Genomic DNA, 18,396 nt, shown 5'->3' on the forward strand with positions numbered 1-18,396 from the left:
CACGCTCCTGATTGTCAGCCCCCCGGCGGATCGTGACGATCCGCCACCCGCAGCCGGTGGAGACGCTACCTTCAGAAGAACAACGCCAGCACTTCTCGGGTGCTTGACGCCCTCTTCGGAGAACACCGTCGACGGGATGGTTTGGGATAACATGGGATAATATGGTCGTCAACGGAACGGAGATGGAGCGCAGGCCTCATGGCATGCGTCCCCATGAGACGCATTTACGGTTAATGAATCGTAAGCGGAGCAAAGGTTTGCTCCGCTTTCTTGCAGATTTCGGCCTGTGGAAAGATGGGGTCAGCCGGCCTGTAAGCCGGGTTCTGTAGGGCCCAAAGTCTAAGACATTGGACGTGGCGACCATTCCTCTGGGACGGCCATTGCTGGCCGCCTCTAGCAACCAACCCGGACGACGAGCCTGGAAACCGGCCTGGCGCGAGCGCCTGTCGTCCCTATTCGGTTTTGCTCCTGGTGGGGTTTACCATGCCGTCCGCATTGCTGCGTCCGCGGTGCGCTCTTACCGCACCCTTTCACCCTGACCCCGTGGGTCCGAAGACCTTCGCGGGGCGGTCTGCTTTCTGTGGCACTTTCCCTAGGGTTTCCCCCGCCGGACGTTATCCGGCACCTTGCTTCCATGGAGCCCGGACTTTCCTCCCCGAGCTGAACTCGAAGCGGCCGCCCGGCCGGCTGACGAGGGGGATGTGGTGCCAAAAGGGTCCCGCCGTCAAGGCCGGGGCACTACTCGGCGGCCGCCGCAATCACCTTCACCTTGGCGCAATAGGCGCGGGAGGCGGAGGTCATGGTCTGGGTACGATGGCCGAACTGATAGCGCAGGATGGTGCCGCAGGTGTCCCCGCCCGCGAGCTTGTAAGCCTTGGCCAGGTATTTTAGGCCGTAGCGGAGATTCGTCTCCGCATCGAGAAGCCCGGCGGCGGAACCCTGGTAGCCCAGCGACTGGGCGGTACGGACATTGATCTGGGTGAGACCCATGTTCGGGCCATTGCGGGCGCCCGCGTTGTAGCGGCTCTCGAGCCGCACCACGGCATCAGCCAGTTCATAGGGCAGCCCGTTCTCGGACGCATACCGCACGATCATGGGCTTCAGCGCATTGGCGCGAACTCCATCCGGAAGCCGGGCCCGCGATCCTGCGTCGGTTAGGGCTGCAGGAAGGGACGCGGTCTGCTGATCGGGTGCTTCATCCATCTCGGCGGCATCGACGGACCTGTTGGGCAGGCCCTCTTTTTTTGCATCGGCCTGGGGCTTGCCGGCTTTGGAAGCGACAGCTTCCTTCGGCTTCTTACCATTCACCCCCTTGGCTCCCTTCACCGGCTCCTGGCTGTCGGATGCTTCGGCAGCTTCCTCCGCGGCAAAAGCCGCTGCCTCGGCTGCGGCGGCACCTAAGAGCTGCTCGGCGGCATCGGGAGTGACGAGACTGTCGCTTTCTCCCTCAGCCCGTGCCTGAGAAGCGAGGACCAGCGCCGTTGCACCAAGGCTCGCGATTGCCAGCGTTCTGAGAAGGTGTTGCCAAGTCAAACAGAAACTCCATCCGGCGATAATCGCGAGGGCGGGCTGGGTGACGGCCAAATAGGGCGAAGATGTGGCACATCCAGGCGCATATTTGTTCAGACTTGGTTCAAGCTTGACCGTGTTTCCCTTGTGGCATCAGGCCTTTCGGTCATGATTTCAGCGGCACGCGCGTTCTGATTTTTCCGTCAGCTTGGCGGTTTCGAGGAACTCTTTCTCCGCCCAGGAGTTGGCGACAGCGTAAGGTCAAGCTAAACAGGAACGGGCAGCCTACAGCCCGCTCAACATCAGGGAAGCCTCCATGAAGAAGATCATGACAGCCATTGCCGCCGGTGCCCTCACCCTCTCGATGGCGGCCTGCAACACTCCTGGCGAGCGTGCCGTCGGCGGGGCCGCGATCGGCGGCCTTGCGGGTGCAGCGATCGGCGGTGCAGCAACCGGTACTGCAGGCGGTGCTCTTGCGGGTGCAGCCATCGGTGGTGCCGGCGGCGCGATCGTCGGCGCCTCGACGACTCCGCGCGGTCCGGCCTGCCCCTATGGCACCTACCAGGACGTCTACGGCAACGTGTACTGCCGCTGATATCGCCTGAAAGCGAATTTAAGGGGCCGAGACATTCTCGGCCCCTTTTCTTTTGCCTGCACTTGAGCGTACGACTGAACCCAAGATGATTCAGTCGATTTGGGGTAAGCTCGGAGGCGCCGGCATCGGACTCGCGTTGGGCGGGCCGATAGGCGCTCTCCTGGGTGGTGTGGCCGGCCACGTTCTCGTCGATCGCGAAGGCGCTTTGTTCGGAAAGCCGCCACGCGACGTGCTCTTCACCATGGGCCTCGTGGCGCTCGCCGCCAAGATGGCGAAGGCCGACGGCGTCGTGGTCGACGTGGAGGTCCGAGCCTTCGAGCAGATCGTCGAGGTGCCGGAGAGTGAGCATGAACGGGTGGAACGGCTGTTCAACCTCGCCATGCAGACCTCGGACGGGTTCGAAGCCTACGCTCGCCAGCTCCACGAGGAGTTCAAGGACGAAGCCGCCCTCCTCGAAGACGTGCTCGACGGCCTGTTCCACATCGCCAAGGCGGACGAAGCCGTGCACGAGGCGGAATACACCTATCTCAAGGATGTGGCGACGATCTTCGCTTTCTCGGACAAGGATTTCGAGCGCATCGCCGCCCGGCACGTGAAGCGCAAGGACGATCCCTATCTCATCCTCGCCGCCGACCGGAGCATGAGCGACGAGGAGCTGAAGCGGCATTACCGCAGGCTCGTCGCGGACAATCACCCGGACCGGGAGATCGCCCGCGGCCTGCCGCCGGAAGCCGTGAGGATCGCCACCGAACGGCTTGCGACCATCAACGCTGCCTGGGAGCGCGTTGCCGCCGAGCGGAACCTCAGGTGACCGCATGAGTGTGCTGACTCCGGAAAGCTCCGTCGCCGCCAAGGTCTTCCCGTCGCCCAATCACGGCGACCGCAGGGATGGCCGGCGCCCCAGCATGCTCATCCTCCACTACACGGGCATGCCGGACGAGGGCGAAGCCCTGCAATGGCTGTGCAATCCGGTCTCGCAGGTTTCCGCCCATTACTTCGTGTTCGGCGATGGGCGCGTGCTGCAGCTTGTGCCGGAAGCGCGCCGGGCCTGGCATGCAGGCCTCTCCTCCTGGGACGGTGAGACCGACACCAATTCCTGCTCGATCGGCATCGAGATCGCCAATCCCGGCCATCCGGGAGGCCTGCCGCCCTTCCCCGAGGTGCAGATCGAGAGCGTGGCGGCGCTGGCGAAGGACATCGTCACCCGCTGGCGCATTCCCGCAACCCGGGTGCTGGCCCATTCGGATGTCGCGCCCGGCCGCAAGGTCGATCCCGGAGAGCTCTTTCCCTGGAAGACCCTGCACGAGGCCGGCGTCGGCCACTGGATCGCGCCTGCCGCAACGAGCGATGGCCGCTTCTTCTCCCGCGGCGACCAGGGCATGCCCATCGAGGCCCTGCAGGCCATGCTCGTGATGTATGGCTATGGCTTGAAGATCAACGGCGTCTTCGACGAGGACACGGAGAAGGTCGTGACCGCCTTTCAGCGCCATTTCCGTCCCGAGCGCGTCGACGGCGTGGCGGATGCCTCCACCATCATGACCCTGCGCAATTTGATTGCAGCACGGCCGCAGGCCGCCGCATGACAAAGAGTTAACTCGCAACACTATAGGAAATCGGCCACAATCGCCTCGCATGAACATCCATGCTCTGCTGAGGGTTGCTTTAGTGCGGCGCGTCTGGTTGTGGTTGATCGGCATTCTTCTGGCGGCGGGAAGCGCCGGCTTCCTCCTGTGGCAGCCGAGCGGCGGCCACGCCTCGGATCAGGCCTACAGGCTCGGCACGGTCGATCGTGGCCCGATCATCGCGAGCGTGCGCGCCACGGGGACGCTGAACCCGGTCACGACGGTTCTCGTCGGCTCGCAGCTCTCGGGCCAGGTGGTCGAGATTCTTGCCGACTACAACACGCCCGTGAAGGAAGGCCAGGTGGTGGCCCGCCTCTATGCGGAGCAGATCAAATCGCGCCGGGATGCGGCGCTGGCAGACCTCGCCCAGGCGAGGGCCGATCTCGACACCAAGCGCGCCCAGATCGACAAGGCCCGCTCCGCGCTTCAGCGCGCCGAAGCTCAGGCCGCCGACCTTCGGGCGCAGCGTGAGCGGACCCAAGCCCAGCTAGAGGAGGCCCAGCGCAATCTCGAACGGCAGACCGCGCTGAATACCCGTGCCGTGGGAACGCAGACGGCGCTGGAGCAGGCCGGCACGCAGGTGGATATCCAGAAGGCCAACCTCGCCTCGGCCGATGCGCAGATCGCCTCCAACCAAGCGGAGACGCTTGGATTGAAAGCCGACCTCGCGCTGGCGGAAGCGAATGTGAAATCCGCCGAGGCGATCATCCTGCAGCGTCAGGCCAAGCTCAGGGACATCGAGATCGATCTCGCCCGTACGGAGATCAAGTCGCCGGTCGGCGGCGTCGTGGTGAAGCGCGACATCGAGCTCGGTCAGACGGTCGCCGCCTCGCTCTCAGCACCGACCCTGTTCACCATCGCGCAGGATCTGCGGGAGATTGACATCTACGCCAATATCGACGAGGCCGATGTGGGGCGCCTGAAGGAAGGGCAGAAAGTGTCCTTCACCGTGAATGCTTATCCGAACCGCACCTTCGAAGGCCGGGTGCGCATGGTGCGTCTCGCCGCGCAGACCGTGCAGAACGTCGTGACCTATACGGCCGTCATCGGCGTGCGCAATCAGGACCAGGCGCTGCTGCCCGGGATGACCGCGAACCTCCAGATCATCACCGACGAGCGCGAGGATGTGCTGCGCATTCCCAATGCAGCCCTGCGCTTTCGGCCGCCCGCCGCCGTCGTGGCCAGTGAAGCACGGAGCAGCACCCCCGAAGGGCAGAACCCGAGGCGTCGCGCACGTCGCGATCAGGTCGCGTCGGATCAGGACGAGGGAACCGGCGGCAGCGTCTATCGTGTCGGAGATGATGGCAAGCCGCAGGTTGTACCGGTGCGCCTCGGCGCAACGGATGGCGCTTATACGGAGATCGTGCGCGGCGATCTGCAGGAAGGCGCCGCGGTCATCGTCGGAGCCCAGCGAGCCGATGCTGCGGATGATGCAGGCGGCGCCACCCGGCGCCCGCGTCCACCGCGGATGTTCTAGGGACGCACCTCGTGACTCTCATCGAAACACGCGATCTCAGACGGGTCTACGATCTCGACGCCGGGCGCGTCGTCGCGCTCGACGGCGTATCGCTTGAGATCGAGCAGGGCGACTTCGTTGCGGTCATGGGTCCATCCGGCTCGGGCAAGTCCACCTTCATGAACCTGGTCGGCTGCCTCGACCGGCCAACAGGAGGCCAGTATCGGCTCGCGGGCATGGCCGTCGAGAGCCTCGATGCGGATGGCCTGGCGCGCCTGCGCAACCGCGAAATCGGCTTCGTGTTCCAGCAGTTCAACCTGCTCCCCCGCGTCGATGCGCTCGGCAACGTCGAACTGCCGATGATCTATGCGGGCTTCGACCGCAGGACGCGGCGGGAGCGGGCTCTCGAGGCCCTGGGCCGCGTCGGCCTTGCCGAGCGGGCGCATCACCGGCCGATGCAATTGTCCGGCGGCCAGCAGCAGCGCGTGGCGATTGCGCGGGCGCTCGTCAACAGCCCGAGCCTGCTGCTCGCCGACGAGCCGACCGGCGCCCTCGACAGCCGCACGGCGAACGAGATCATGGCCCTGTTCCAGGAACTCAACCGCGAGGGCGTCACCATCGTGCTCGTGACGCACGACGCCGAGGTGGGACGCCATGCGCAACGGCTCGTGCGTTTCAGGGACGGACGCGTCATCGAGGATCATCGCCAGGACCCTGTCGATGCACGGGATCTCGCGCAGGAGGCCGCCGAATGAGGCTGATCGAGGCCATCCGCTCCGCGCTCTCGGCCATCATGGCCAATGCCCTGCGCAGCCTGCTCACCATGCTCGGCATCGTCATCGGCGTCGCTGCGGTCATTGCCATGGTGGCGATCGGCTCCGGCGCGCGCAATCTGGTCGACCAGCAGATCCGTTCGCTCGGCGCCAACCTCGCCATCGTCACGCCGGGAAATGTGACTCAGGGCGGTGCGCGGCTCGGCGCCGGTGCCGCTTCATCCCTCACGGATGAGGATGCCGAGGCGATCAGCCGCGAGATCGACGGCGTGGTGGCGGCAGCACCCTTCGTGCAGGGTGGCGCGCAAGTGGTGGCCGGCGGCAGCAATTGGGGCACGCGCATCTACGGCATCGATCTCGACTGGTTCTCCGCCCGCGAGTGGGATGTCGCCTCGGGCCGCACCTTCGATCCAGAGGAAATCCGCCGCGGCGACATCGTCATCCTCCTCGGCCAGACGGTCGCCCGCAATCTCTTCGGCGAGGTCGATCCGATCGGTCAGACCGTGCGCGTACGCAACGTGCCCTTCCGCGTCATCGGCGTGATGGCGCCGAAAGGGCAATCAGCCTTCGGGCAGGATCAGGACGACGTGATCTTCGTGCCCCTCGATGCAGGCCGTCGCCGCGTGATCGGCCGCAACTACGCCAAGGACGGGTCGGTCGGCTCGATCTTCGTGAAATTCGCCAACGAAAGCGACATCGAGCCCGGCATCGAGAGCATGACGCACCTGCTGCGCCAGCGGCATCGTGTCATGGGCGAGCAGGAAGACGATTTCTCGATCCGCAACCTGACCGAGATCGCGAACACCGCATCCGCCTCCGCCAACACGCTTTCCATGCTGCTTGCCGCCGTCGCGGCGGTGTCGCTGCTCGTCGGCGGCATCGGCATCATGAACATCATGCTGGTATCGGTCACCGAACGCACGCGCGAGATCGGGCTGCGCCTGGCCGTCGGAGCGCGCCCACGCGATATCCTCAGCCAGTTCCTCATCGAGGCGACGACCCTCTCCACCATCGGCGGCGCGCTCGGCATCGGCCTCGGCGCAGGCGCCGCCTATCTCGTGGCACAGCTCGCCGGCTGGCCCTCGCTCGTCTCGACGAACGCCATCCTCATGGCCGTGGGATTCTCCGCGCTCGTCGGCATCTTCTTCGGGTTCTATCCGGCGCAGCGCGCGGCGAAGCTCGATCCGATCGAAGCATTGAGACGGGAGTGATCGTCAAGGCCCGTCATCCCGGACGCCGAATGCGATCCGGGGTCGCGTGCAGGATGAATTGCCTCAGTTCGCGTCATCACCGGCCTTGTGCCGGTGATCCCGATCAAGAAGAGCGCTGCGCCTTTTTGAATCGAGATAGCCGGGACAAGCCCGGCCATGACGAAAATGTTCTATGAACGATCCCAGATCTCCGCTGACGCTTCGTCAGGGATGACACGTGGGTAAATTTTACTCCGCCGCCATCACCCGGTAGCTCGCCGGATCGTAGTTGAGGATGGGGCCGAGCCAGCGCTCGACCTCGGCCACGCTCATGCCCTTGCGCTCGGCGTAGTCTTCCACCTGATCGCGCTCGACCTTGGCGACGCCGAAGTAATAGGATTGCGGATGCGACAAGTAGAGGCCCGAGACGGAGGAGCCGGGCCACATGGCGTAGGACTCGGTGAGCGTGACGCCGATACGGCGTTCGGCTTCGAGGAGGCTGAAGAGCGTTGCCTTCTCGGTGTGGTCGGGCTGTGCGGGATAGCCGGGAGCGGGGCGGATGCCCTGGTACTCCTCGCCGATCAAGCCCTCGTTGGTGAGGTTCTCGTCCGGCGCGTAGGCCCAGAATTCTCTGCGCACGCGCTCATGCATGCGCTCGGCGAAAGCTTCCGCGATGCGGTCGGCCAGCGCCTTCACCATGATCGAGCGGTAATCGTCGTTGGCACGCTCGAATCTTTCCGCAATGCGGACTTCTTCGATGCCGGAGGTCACCACGAAGGTGCCGATCCAATCGGGCTTTCCGCTCTCGACGGGCGCCACGAAATCCGAAAGACAGATATTCGGCTTGCCGTCGCGCTTGGAGAGCTGCTGGCGCAGACCATGGAATGTCGCGAGCTCTTCGCTGCGGCTCTCGCCTGTGAAGAGCCGGATATCGTCGCCCACCGCATTGGCAGGCCAGAAGCCGATCACGGCCTTCGGGTTGAACCACCGCTCCTCGACGAGCTGCTTGAGCATGCCCTGGGCATCGTCCCAAAGCTGGCGCGCGGCCTCGCCCTGCTTCTCGTCGTCGAGGATCGCCGGGAAACGGCCCTTGAGCTCCCATGTCTGGAAGAACGGCGTCCAGTCGATATAGGGCACCAACTCGCCGACATCGTAGCTGCGGAACACGCGCGCGCCGGTGAAGGTGGGCTTGGGCGGCTGATACGAGGCCCAGTCGAATGTCAGCTTGTTGGCACGTGCCTTCCCGATCGAGAGGCGCTGCTTGTCCGCTTCCGAGCGCGCATGCGCATCCGCCACCTTCCGGTATTCGGCGCGCAGCGTCTCCACATAGCCGTCCTTCATGTCGGACGAGAGCAGCGAGGACACGACGCCGACCGCGCGGCTTGCATCGGTCACGTAGACCGCCTGGCCCTTATGATAGTTCGGGTGGATCTTGACCGCCGTATGCACGCGGCTCGTGGTCGCGCCGCCGATGAGCAGCGGGATGTCGAAGCCCTCGCGCTCCATCTCGCTTGCCACGTTCACCATCTCGTCGAGCGAGGGCGTGATGAGGCCCGAGAGGCCGATGATATCGACCTTCTCCTTGCGTGCCGTGTCCAGGATCTTCTGCGCCGGCACCATGACGCCTAGGTCGATGACTTCGTAGTTGTTGCAGGCGAGCACAACTCCGACGATGTTCTTGCCGATGTCGTGCACGTCGCCCTTCACAGTCGCCATCAGCACCTTGCCGGCGGCCGAGCGTTCGGTAGCTGCGCCGTTGGCCGCCTTCTCGGCTTCCATGAACGGCATGAGATAGGCAACAGCCTGCTTCATCACGCGGGCGGACTTCACCACCTGCGGCAGGAACATCTTTCCGGCACCGAAGAGATCGCCGACCACGTTCATGCCCGCCATGAGCGGGCCTTCGATCACGTGCAGCGGACGCTCCACGCCCTGGCGCGCCTCTTCCGTATCCTGCTCGATGAACTCCGTGATGCCGTTGACGAGCGCATGTTCGATGCGCTTCCCGACGGCCCACGAGCGCCATTCCAGATCAGCCGCCTTTACGGCGCCGGAGCCGTCTCCCTTGAAGCGGGGCGCTGCTTCCAGCAGGCGTTCGGTGGCATCGGGGCGGCGGTTGAGCACCACGTCCTCACACAGTTCGCGAAGCTCGGCATCGATCTCGTCATAAACGGCAAGCTGGCCGGCATTGACGATGCCCATATCCATGCCGACCTTGATGGCGTGGAACAGGAATACGGAATGCATGGCGTCGCGCACGGGCTCGTTGCCGCGGAACGAGAAGGACAGGTTCGACACGCCGCCCGAGATATGGGCATGCGGCAGGCTCTCGCGGATGATGCGCACCGCCTCAATGAAGGCGACGCCGTAACCGTTGTGTTCCTCGATTCCCGTAGCGACCGCGAACACGTTCGGATCGAAGATGATGTCTTCCGGCGGGAAGCCCACTTGCTCAGTCAGGATCTTGTAGGCGCGAGTGCAGATCTCGACCTTACGTTCCAAGGTATCCGCCTGCCCCTGCTCGTCGAACGCCATCACCACGACGGCGGCGCCATAGGAGCGACAGATCTTCGCGTGCTCGATGAAAGACTCCTCGCCTTCCTTCATGGAGATCGAGTTCACGATGGCCTTGCCCTGAAGGCACTTCAGGCCGGCCTCGATCACATGGAACTTGGAGGAATCGACCATCACCGGCACGCGGGCGATGTCGGGCTCGGCGGCCACGAGATTGAGGAACTCCACCATGGCCTTCTCGGAATCGAGCAGGCCCTCGTCCATGTTGACGTCGATGATCTGTGCGCCGTTCGCCACCTGATCCCGCGCCACGTCGAGGGCGGCGGCGTAATCATTGTTGGTGATGAGCTTGCGGAACTTGGCGGAGCCCGTGACGTTCGTCCGCTCGCCCACATTCACGAAGGGAATGTCGGACGTGAGCGTGAAGGGCTCGAGGCCCGCCAGGCGCATGAGCGGCTTCATCTTCGGCACATTGCGCGGCGCCTTGCCGGCAACGGACTCGGCAATGGCGCGGATGTGCTCCGGCGTCGTTCCGCAGCAGCCGCCGACCACGTTCACGAGGCCCGCATCGGCAAACTCCGCCAGCATGGAGGCGGTTGCCTCCGGGCGCTCGTCATAGAGACCGAACTCGTTCGGCAGGCCGGCATTGGGATAGGCGCAGACCAGGGTATCCGCGACCTTGCCGATTTCCTGGATGTGCGCGCGCATCTCGCGCGCACCGAGGGCGCAGTTGAGGCCGATGGAGAACGGCTCCGCATGCCGCACTGAATGCCAGAAGGCGGTGGGCGTCTGGCCTGAAAGCGTGCGGCCGGACAGATCCGTAATCGTGCCCGAGATCATCACGGGCAACTTCACGTTCTTTTCGGCGAAGACCTGATGGGTCGCGACGATGGCGGCTTTGGCGTTCAGCGTGTCGAAGATCGTCTCGATGAGGATGATCTCCGAGCCGCCATCGACGAGCCCCCTCACCTGCTCGGCGTAAGCTTCGCGCACCTGATCGAAGGTGACCGCGCGGTAGCCGGGATTGTTCACGTCGGGCGAGATGGAGAGCGTGCGGTTCGTCGGGCCGACGGCGCCTGCCACGAAGCGACGACGGCCATCCTGCTTCTCGGCCAACAGCGCAGCCTCGCGGGCGAGGCGTGCACCCTCGACGTTCAGCTCGTAGACGATCTCCTCCATGCCGTAATCGGCCTGCGCGATGGATGTGCCGGAGAAGGTGTTGGTCTCGACGATGTCGGCGCCTGCCAGGAAATAGGCGAGGTGTACATCGCGCACCGCATCGGGCTGCGTGAGGATCAGGAGGTCGTTGTTGCCCTTGACGTCCTGCTTCCAGTCCTTGAAGCGCTGCCCGCGAAAGTCCTCTTCGGAGAAGCGTGAGCGCTGCAGCTCCGTCCCCATCGCGCCGTCAAGCACAAGGATCCGCGTCAAAGCGGCTTCACGGAGGGCCTTGAGCACATCGGTGCCGTTGGCGGGGCGAGGATTGAATGCAGTCATTCGATCTGTTCTCGTTGCACCGCGACCGGTTTGCCCGACCGTCGATGTTGATTTCGATTGTGGTACAGGCAGATGCCTGTGCCGGACATCGGAGGCTTGTCAGGCGGCAGCCTTCACGCTCTGGTCGCGCAATCCGAGAAGGTGGCAGATGGCATAGACCAGATCGGCACGGTTCATGGTGTAGAAGTGGAACTCGCCCACCCCGCGGTCGACCAGATCGATCACCTGCTCCGCCGCGACCGCTGCCGCGACGAGCCTGCGGGTCTCCACATCGTTCTCCAAGCCTTCGAAGCGGGCCGCCAGCCAGTCCGGGATGCTCGCGCCGGTCTTGGAGGCGAAGTTCGCCGTCTGCTTGAAATTCTGCACCGGCACGATGCCGGGCACGATCGGGATGTTGATGCCGCGGGCGCGCACCCGGTCGAGATACCGGAAGTAGTGATCGTTATCGAAGAAGAACTGCGTGATGGCGCGGTCAGCGCCGCAATCGACCTTGGCCTGCAGCACGTCGATATCCGCATCGAGCGACGAGGCCTCCGGATGCTTTTCCGGATAGGCCGAGACGGAGACCTCGAAGTCGCCGATGGCCTTGATGCCGGCAACGAGGTCGCAGGTCTGCCGGTAGCCGCCCGGATGCGGCTCGTAGACGGTGCCGATGCCGCCCACCGGATCGCCGCGCAAAGCCACGATGTGGCGCACGCCCGCATCCCAATAGGAGCGTACGACATCGTCCACTTCCTCGTTGGTCGCGGCAACGCAGGTTAGATGAGCCGCAGGCTTCAGCTGCGTTTCCTGCACGAGGCGGGACACAGTCGCATGGGTACGCTCGCGGGTGGAGCCGCCTGCGCCGTAGGTGACGGAGACGAATTGCGGGTTGAGCGGGGCCAGACGCTGGATGGAGGACCAGAGCGTCGTCTCCATCTCCGGCGTCTTGGGCGGGAAGAACTCGAAGGACACCTTGATCGGACAGGAAACCTGCCGGCTGGGGCGAAGGGTGAGCGGTGACATCAGGCGACCTCTCTGTCGGGTTCACTCAAGGGCCAATCCGTCACCACACGGCGATCCTGGCCAAGCCAAAGGGAAACGGTCAGATGCTCGTCGCCCTTCTTGGGCGGAGCGATCTCCCGGTTGAGCGTGCAGTCGAGCCCCGCCTCGTCGAGCCAACCGGCGACCTGAGCCGGAGCAAAGCCGAGGCGGCGATGCTCCTGCGCCTCACGCAGGAATTCGAGGTTATGCGGCGCGAAATCCACCACGAGGATGCGCCCGCCAGGCGCCACGAGGCGCGCGGCCTCGCGGATCGCGCGAGCCGGATCGTCGAGATAGTGCAGGACCTGATGGATGACGACGAGGTCGAAGGTGTTGCGGGGGAACGGGGGTGCGTAGATGTCCCCCTGCCGCAGCTCAATGCCTCTCAAACCGGCCTTTTCCAGATTGGCACGGGCGACGGAGAGCATGGCATGGCTGGCATCCAACCCGACCGTGCGCTGGGCGCGGGGTGCCAGCAGCTGCAGCATGCGGCCGGTGCCGGTGCCGAGATCGACGAGGTTGCGGATCTGGCGCGGTCCCAGCGCATCAAGCACGGCTGCCTCGACCACGGTCTCCGGCGCGTGAAGGGAACGGATCCGGTCCCATTCTGGAGCGAGACGCGAGAAGAAGGCCTGCGCCGCCTGCGCACGCTGCGTACGCACGGCCTCGAGCCGGGTGCGGTCCTCCAGCAATTGCGGATCGGTACGGTCGAGGCTCTCCAGGATCGGGCGGATGATGCGCAGGGCCGCTCCCCGGTCGGTGAGCCGGAAGAAAGCCCAGGCCCCTTCCCGGTGCCGTTCCACAAGGCCCGCTTCGGCGAGGAGCTTCAGGTGGCGGGAGATGCGCGGCTGGGACTGCCCCAGGATATCGGTGAGGTCGGAAACGGAGAGCTCCCCCTCCGTCAGAAGCGCCAGCATCCGCAGGCGCGTCTCCTCGGCAGCGGCCCGCAGCACGTCCAGGGTCAGGTCCAGGGATGGAGACGGGGTGTCAGGCACGGACAAATCTCGCTCTTACATATAAAGATATATTTATATGTGTTTTGGAACGAGAGCAAGGACAGTTAGGACTTTTCTCGGGCAACCTTCGCCTGTCCTGCCAGGATGACGAGCACAAGTACGGCTCCGGCGACAAGCCAGGCGGAGAGCGGGATGGCCTCGCGGTTGAGGACGGAGGCAATCATCAAGGTGACGAAGGTCTGCAGGAGCTGAACCTGGCTGACATGGGCGATGCCGCCGATGGCAAGCCCCGCATTCCAGGCGAAAAAGCCGAGATATTGGCTCATGAGGGCGACATAGGCGAAGCTGATCCAGCTCCAGGCGGGAATAGTCCCCGGCTCCTCCGGCATGCTCCAGAGCGCCACGGGGATCGTGACCGGCAGGGCGACGACCAGAACCCAGGAGATCACCTCCCAGCCGGGGATGCCCGCACGAACCAGCTTGCCGGAGAGCACGTAGCCCAGGGCCGACGACAGGGCCGCACCGAGAAGGAAGACATCTCCTTGCCCCAAGGAGCCGCCACCTTCCTGCAAGGTGAAACCGATGACGAGAGCCGCCCCGGCCAGAGCTGCCACCCAGAAGGCCGGGCTTGGGCGCTCGCCCGCGATCAGGGTGCTGATGACGGAGGTGGCAAGCGGCAGGATGCCGAGCACCACGCCGCCATGGGATGCCGGGACACTCTGCATGGCGAGTGCGGTAAATCCCGGAAAGCCCCCGACCAGACACAGGGCGACGAGCGCCAGGGCGCAGGCCTGGCGCCGCGACGGCCAGGGCCTGCGCAGGAGAAGGACCGTCGCCAGCGCCAGAAATCCCGCGAGCGCGGCCCGGCCTGCCGTGACGAAGAGCGGGCTCAGATGCTCGACGGCGATATGCGTAAAGGGCAGCGTGCCCGCAAAAACGCACATGCCGACGAAGCCTAGAAGCAGGCCAAAGCTCTCGCGGGACATCGAGTGTCGGCTTACCGGAAGGGCGGTTCGTCGAAGCTGCGCAGCTTGCGAGAATGCAGTGACGTGCGCTGCCCTCTGAGGATGTCGAGGGCCGCTAGGCCGATCATGAGATGCTCGCTCACCGCGCGTTCGTAGAAGGCATTGGCCGCACCCGGCAGCTTGATCTCCCCATGCAAGGGCTTGTCGGAGACGCAGAGCAGAGTTCCGTAGGGCACGCGCAGGCGATACCCTTGTGCCGCGATGGTGCCGCTTTCCATGTCGACCGCGATGGCCCGGGAGAGATTGATCTGGCGCCGCTCCTGGCTCCAGCGCAGCTCCCAGTTCCGGTCGTCGTAGGTCACGACCGTGCCTGTGCGCAGGCGCCGCTTCAGCTCCTCGCCACGCTCACCGGTCACCTGGACCGCCGCATCCTGCAGGGCGACCTGGATCTCGGCCAGGGCCGGGATCGGGATCTCCGGCGGCACGGCGCTGTCGAGAATGTGGTCGCGCCGGAGATAGCCGTGAGCGAGCACATAATCGCCGATGGATTGCGACTGGCGCAGGCCCCCGCAGTGGCCGACCATCAGCCAGCAATGGGGGCGCAGCACGGCGAGGTGATCCGTGATGTTCTTCGCATTCGACGGGCCGACGCCGATATTGACCAGGGTCACGCCCTGCCCGTCCCTGCGCATGAGATGATAGGCGGGCATCTGGAACCGGTGCCACGGCGAAGAGCCGATCAGGTCCTCGACCGTCGTCGCGTCCAAGCCCCGCTCGATGCTGACGCCGCCCGGCAGGACGAGACGCGTGTAAGGCCCGTTCTCGTCGGCCAGCTCCTTCACGGCCCAGCGGATGAACTGGTCCACATAGCGGTGGTAATTGGTCAGCAGGATCCAGGGCTGAAGGCAGCGCCAGTCGCTGCCCGTATAGTGCACGAGGCGGCGCAGCGAGTAATCCACCCGCGCCGCATCGAAGAGGGCAAGGGGGCGCGCCTCGTTCTCATGGAAAAGCCAGGTGCCGTCAGCGATTTCGTCGCCGACCTTGGCGAGAAGCGGCGTCGGGAAGTGCTGCGCGAGCTCGGAGGCGGAATGCGCCCCCCGGCCCAGCTCGTCGCCCCGCTCGAAGACGTAAGGGTAAGGGATCTCCTGGTCGCTGACCCCGACCGCGATGGTGGCGCCATAATCGCGCACCAGATATTGCAGCTGTTCCAGCAGATAGGTCCGATAGAAGGCCGGCTGGGTGATGGTGGTCGCATAGGTCCCAGCCCCCTGGAACTTGGCATAGGCGCGCTGCTTGATCGGCGGCACCGAGGATGCCCGATAATCGAGGCGCAGCTCCGGATAGCGGAAGCGGGATCGTTCGAGGGGTGTAGGGGCCGTGCCGGTGGCGAAGAAGTGCTCCAGCGCGTGGCGCTGCGCCTCGATGGCGCTGTCATGGAGCTGGATGAGCCGCTCGACGGCCTCTTCGGGCGTTGCGACGGATTCAAAGCTGGAAATATGATCGGCTGGCACGTGGACTCTCTTCTTTTGTCTCGTGCCTCAAGGGTCATACACTGTTTCGTCAGATAACCCAACTGCCTTGTGGAAGCCCCGATTACTAAAGGTAAGGATGCCGAATTCCTTCGGCATCCCGGAGATCAATGGTGGGAGGCGTCCTTATTCGCAGATCTGTTCCCGGCGAATGATCACGCGTCCCCACTCGTCCACAAAGCGCCGCCGGACCATATAGCACGAAGGTGCCGCATAGGCGCCCGCGCCGTAGTAGCTTGGATAGGCCGGGGCGGCATAGGCAGAGGATGCCAGCGCACCCAGAGCGAGCCCTCCAATCACACCGGCAGCAACCGCGCCACCATTGTTGTGACGACGATAGCCGTAGTGAGGCCGGTACGCATGGCGCTGCCCGTAATAGCCTGGGCCATAGGGGCCCGCGACCATTCCGTTGCGCCAGCGACCGGTCGATTCACCTGCGGTCGCAGGAGTCGTAATCATCAGAGAGCCGCCTATGACCAGAGCGGCCGCCCCCACAGCAAAAACCTTCTTCGTGCAGACCATGTGACCCTCCACGAGGCAACGACGATTGGGAGACCACGTCTCATACGCATCTTCGCTGCCTTAGTATCGAGAACTTATCCTAGAGGACATGAACTCAGGCTGAAGGCTTTGTTGGCGTTACTGCAGGATCCTTAGCGCTCGCTGGTGGAATACCAAGTCTGTCTAAAATGAAAGAACGCGGGCGAACTCGCGCCCGATTCCGCGTCCCATGCCTGTGATGAGGGTCGTCCCCACGGCGGTTACCGCGCGAACTTCTTGTACTTGATCCTGTGGGGGATCGTGGAGTCGGTTCCGAGGCGGCGCTTCTTGTCCTCTTCGTAATCGGCGAAGTTGCCCTCGAACCATTCCACATGGCTGTCACCCTCGAAGGCGAGGATGTGGGTGGCGATGCGGTCGAGGAACCAGCGGTCGTGCGAGATGATGACGGCGCAGCCCGCATAATCCTCCAGCGCCTCTTCGAGGGCACGCAGGGTATCCACGTCGAGATCGTTGGTCGGCTCGTCGAGGAGCAGGACGTTCGAACCCGACTTCAGGATCTTGGCGAGATGCACGCGGTTGCGTTCGCCGCCCGAGAGCACGCCGACCTTCTTCTGCTGGTCGGAGCCCTTGAAGTTGAAGGCGCCGCAATAGGCGCGGGCATTGATCTCGCGCTTGCCGAGATAGAGCACCTCGTTGCCGCCCGAAATCTCCTCATAGAGGGTCTTGTTGGCATCGAGCGAGTCGCGGCTCTGGTCGACGTATCCGAGCTTCACGCTCTCGCCGATCTTAATGGAGCCATCGTCCGGCTGCTCCTGCCCTGTGATCATGCGGAAGAGCGTGGTCTTGCCGGCGCCGTTCGGCCCGATGATGCCGACGATGCCGCCCGGAGGCAGCTTGAAGGACAGGCCGTCGATCAAGAGCTTGTCGCCGAAAGCCTTCTTGAGATTGTCGAACTCGATCACGTTGTTGCCCAGGCGCTCCGCGATCGGGATGATGATCTGGGCGGTCGTCGGCCCCTTCTCGTTGGCCTTGGCCACGAGGTCCTCGTAGCGCTGGATACGGGCCTTCGACTTGGCCTGACGGGCCTTCGGCGAGGCCGACACCCACTCGCGCTCGCGCTCGATGGTGCGCTTGTGCGCCTCGTCCTCACGGCCTTCCTGCTCCAGACGCTTCTGCTTCTGCTCGAGCCAGGACGAGTAATTGCCCTCGTAGGGAATGCCCCGGCCACGGTCGAGCTCGAGGATCCAGCCGGTCACGTTGTCGAGGAAGTAGCGGTCGTGGGTGACGATCAGGATCGCACCCGGATAGCTGCGCAGATGACCTTCGAGCCAGGCGGTGGTCTCGGCGTCGAGGTGGTTGGTGGGCTCGTCGAGGAGCAGCAGTTCCGGCTGTTCCAGGAGCAGCTTGCACAGGGCCACGCGGCGGCGCTCGCCGCCCGAGAGCTTGTCCACGGACCAGTCGTCCGGCGGGCAGCGCAGGGCGTCCATGGCCTGATCGACCTGGGAATCGAGATCCCACAGCCCCTTGGCTTCGATCTCGTCCTGGAGGCGGGTCATCTCGTCCGCCGTCTCCTCGGAGTAGTTCATGGCGAGCTCGTTGTAGCGGTCGAGGATGGCCTTCTTGGCGGCCACGCCCTCCATGACGTTCTCACGAACGTTCTTCGACGGATCGAGCTGCGGCTCCTGCGGCAGGTAGCCGACGCGGGCCCCCTCGGCGACCCAGCCTTCGCCGTTCCAGTCCGTATCGGTGCCGGCCATGATGCGCAAAAGCGTCGACTTACCGGAGCCATTGACGCCGAGCACGCCGATCTTGGCGTCCGGGTAGAAGGAGAGATGGATATTGTCCAGGACCTTCTTGCCGCCCGAATAGGTCTTGGTGAGGCCACGCATGTGGTAGATGAATTGACGGGACACGGAAAAAGCCCTGTTTGATCGAGATGTGAATGGAGTTGGCCGTCAGTTAGCAGGGGCGGACGACCGGGGCAAGGCGGGGGAGTGTCGCCGCGGGTTCATCGCCAGCAGAGTTCCAAACAGCCAGCACCTTGGGGCCCGCAGCCTAAGCTGCGAGCCTTGCGGGGAGATCGAGGGCGGCGCGACGGGCAGCCCGGCTCGATGATGGATGGTGTGAGATGGAAGAGCCGAGATGCCTCTTCGCGCACGGCTTGTTTAGGCGGACAAGCGGTGCCAGCCCGGTGACCGCTCAAGGCGGGGTCCGTCTGCTCGACGGGGGCCTTGAACCGATTCCGACCACCGGCACGAAAGCCTGGGCC

General features: G+C 64.5%; 14 protein-coding genes and 1 other RNA gene. 6 read left to right on the forward strand and 9 right to left on the reverse strand.

What is annotated here, in order from left to right:
• Window positions 1–296: 296 nt before the first annotated feature.
• Together rnpB and ILT44_RS04820 are read right to left on the reverse strand one after the other, a co-directional pair.
• Window positions 297–691: RNase P RNA component class A (gene rnpB / locus ILT44_RS04815), an RNA gene on the reverse strand.
• A 47-nt stretch (window positions 692–738) separates the two neighbouring features.
• Entirely contained in the window at window positions 739–1,533 is a 795-nt protein-coding gene (locus ILT44_RS04820; RefSeq protein WP_204238437.1) for a lytic transglycosylase domain-containing protein, read from the reverse strand.
• 292 nt (window positions 1,534–1,825) lie between these two features.
• Here ILT44_RS04820 and ILT44_RS04825 point away from each other — a divergent pair, with 292 nt between their 5' ends.
• The 6 genes from ILT44_RS04825 to ILT44_RS04850 all read left to right on the forward strand — a co-directional run bounded on the left by ILT44_RS04825 (window position 1,826) and on the right by ILT44_RS04850 (window position 7,166).
• Window positions 1,826–2,104, forward strand: coding sequence for a YMGG-like glycine zipper-containing protein (locus ILT44_RS04825; RefSeq protein ID WP_202056153.1), 279 nt, complete (start codon window positions 1,826–1,828; stop codon window positions 2,102–2,104).
• A gap of 85 nt (window positions 2,105–2,189) precedes the next feature.
• A complete protein-coding gene (locus ILT44_RS04830; RefSeq protein ID WP_204238438.1) occupies window positions 2,190–2,915 on the forward strand; it encodes a TerB family tellurite resistance protein in 726 nt (241 codons plus the stop codon).
• A gap of 4 nt (window positions 2,916–2,919) precedes the next feature.
• Complete coding sequence (locus ILT44_RS04835; protein WP_204238439.1) at window positions 2,920–3,687, forward strand: N-acetylmuramoyl-L-alanine amidase; 768 nt, start codon at window positions 2,920–2,922, stop codon at window positions 3,685–3,687.
• Between the two features lie 49 nt (window positions 3,688–3,736).
• The gene (locus ILT44_RS04840; RefSeq protein WP_204238440.1) at window positions 3,737–5,203 is read left to right on the forward strand and encodes an efflux RND transporter periplasmic adaptor subunit; all 1,467 of its coding nucleotides are present in this window, start codon (window positions 3,737–3,739) and stop codon (window positions 5,201–5,203) included.
• Between the two features lie 11 nt (window positions 5,204–5,214).
• Window positions 5,215–5,937: an ABC transporter ATP-binding protein gene (locus ILT44_RS04845; RefSeq protein WP_307826317.1), complete on the forward strand. Its 723-nt coding sequence runs from the start codon at window positions 5,215–5,217 to the stop codon at window positions 5,935–5,937.
• A complete protein-coding gene (locus ILT44_RS04850; RefSeq protein WP_204238441.1) occupies window positions 5,934–7,166 on the forward strand; it encodes an ABC transporter permease in 1,233 nt (410 codons plus the stop codon). The genes ILT44_RS04845 and ILT44_RS04850 overlap by 4 nt, the downstream gene beginning before the upstream one ends.
• A 228-nt stretch (window positions 7,167–7,394) precedes the next feature.
• On the opposite strand, the gene metH is transcribed toward ILT44_RS04850, so the two are convergent.
• From metH to ettA, 7 genes are all read right to left on the reverse strand, one after another.
• Window positions 7,395–11,153 (reverse strand): methionine synthase, encoded by a 3,759-nt coding sequence (metH, locus tag ILT44_RS04855; RefSeq protein ID WP_204238442.1) that lies wholly within the window; start codon window positions 11,151–11,153, stop codon window positions 7,395–7,397.
• A 99-nt stretch (window positions 11,154–11,252) separates the two neighbouring features.
• Entirely contained in the window at window positions 11,253–12,158 is a 906-nt protein-coding gene (metF, locus tag ILT44_RS04860) for a methylenetetrahydrofolate reductase [NAD(P)H] (protein WP_204238443.1), read from the reverse strand.
• The gene (locus ILT44_RS04865; protein ID WP_204238444.1) at window positions 12,158–13,171 is read right to left on the reverse strand and encodes an ArsR/SmtB family transcription factor; all 1,014 of its coding nucleotides are present in this window, start codon (window positions 13,169–13,171) and stop codon (window positions 12,158–12,160) included. The genes metF and ILT44_RS04865 overlap by 1 nt, the downstream gene beginning before the upstream one ends.
• A gap of 65 nt (window positions 13,172–13,236) precedes the next feature.
• The gene (locus ILT44_RS04870; protein WP_204238445.1) at window positions 13,237–14,118 is read right to left on the reverse strand and encodes a DMT family transporter; all 882 of its coding nucleotides are present in this window, start codon (window positions 14,116–14,118) and stop codon (window positions 13,237–13,239) included.
• Window positions 14,119–14,129: 11 nt separating this feature from the next.
• A complete protein-coding gene (locus tag ILT44_RS04875; RefSeq protein ID WP_204238446.1) occupies window positions 14,130–15,608 on the reverse strand; it encodes an AMP nucleosidase in 1,479 nt (492 codons plus the stop codon).
• Between the two features lie 144 nt (window positions 15,609–15,752).
• Window positions 15,753–16,148 carry a hypothetical protein gene (locus ILT44_RS04880; RefSeq protein WP_204238447.1) on the reverse strand — a complete coding sequence of 132 codons (396 nt, stop codon included), beginning with the start codon at window positions 16,146–16,148 and terminating at the stop codon, window positions 15,753–15,755.
• A 239-nt stretch (window positions 16,149–16,387) separates the two neighbouring features.
• Window positions 16,388–18,040, reverse strand: coding sequence for an energy-dependent translational throttle protein EttA (gene ettA / locus ILT44_RS04885; RefSeq protein ID WP_204238448.1), 1,653 nt, complete (start codon window positions 18,038–18,040; stop codon window positions 16,388–16,390).
• Window positions 18,041–18,396: the final 356 nt, after the last annotated feature.

The sequence above is a fragment of the Microvirga arvi genome, assembly GCF_016892765.1.
In the GTDB taxonomy this organism is placed as follows: Bacteria; Pseudomonadota; Alphaproteobacteria; order Rhizobiales; family Beijerinckiaceae; genus Microvirga; species Microvirga arvi.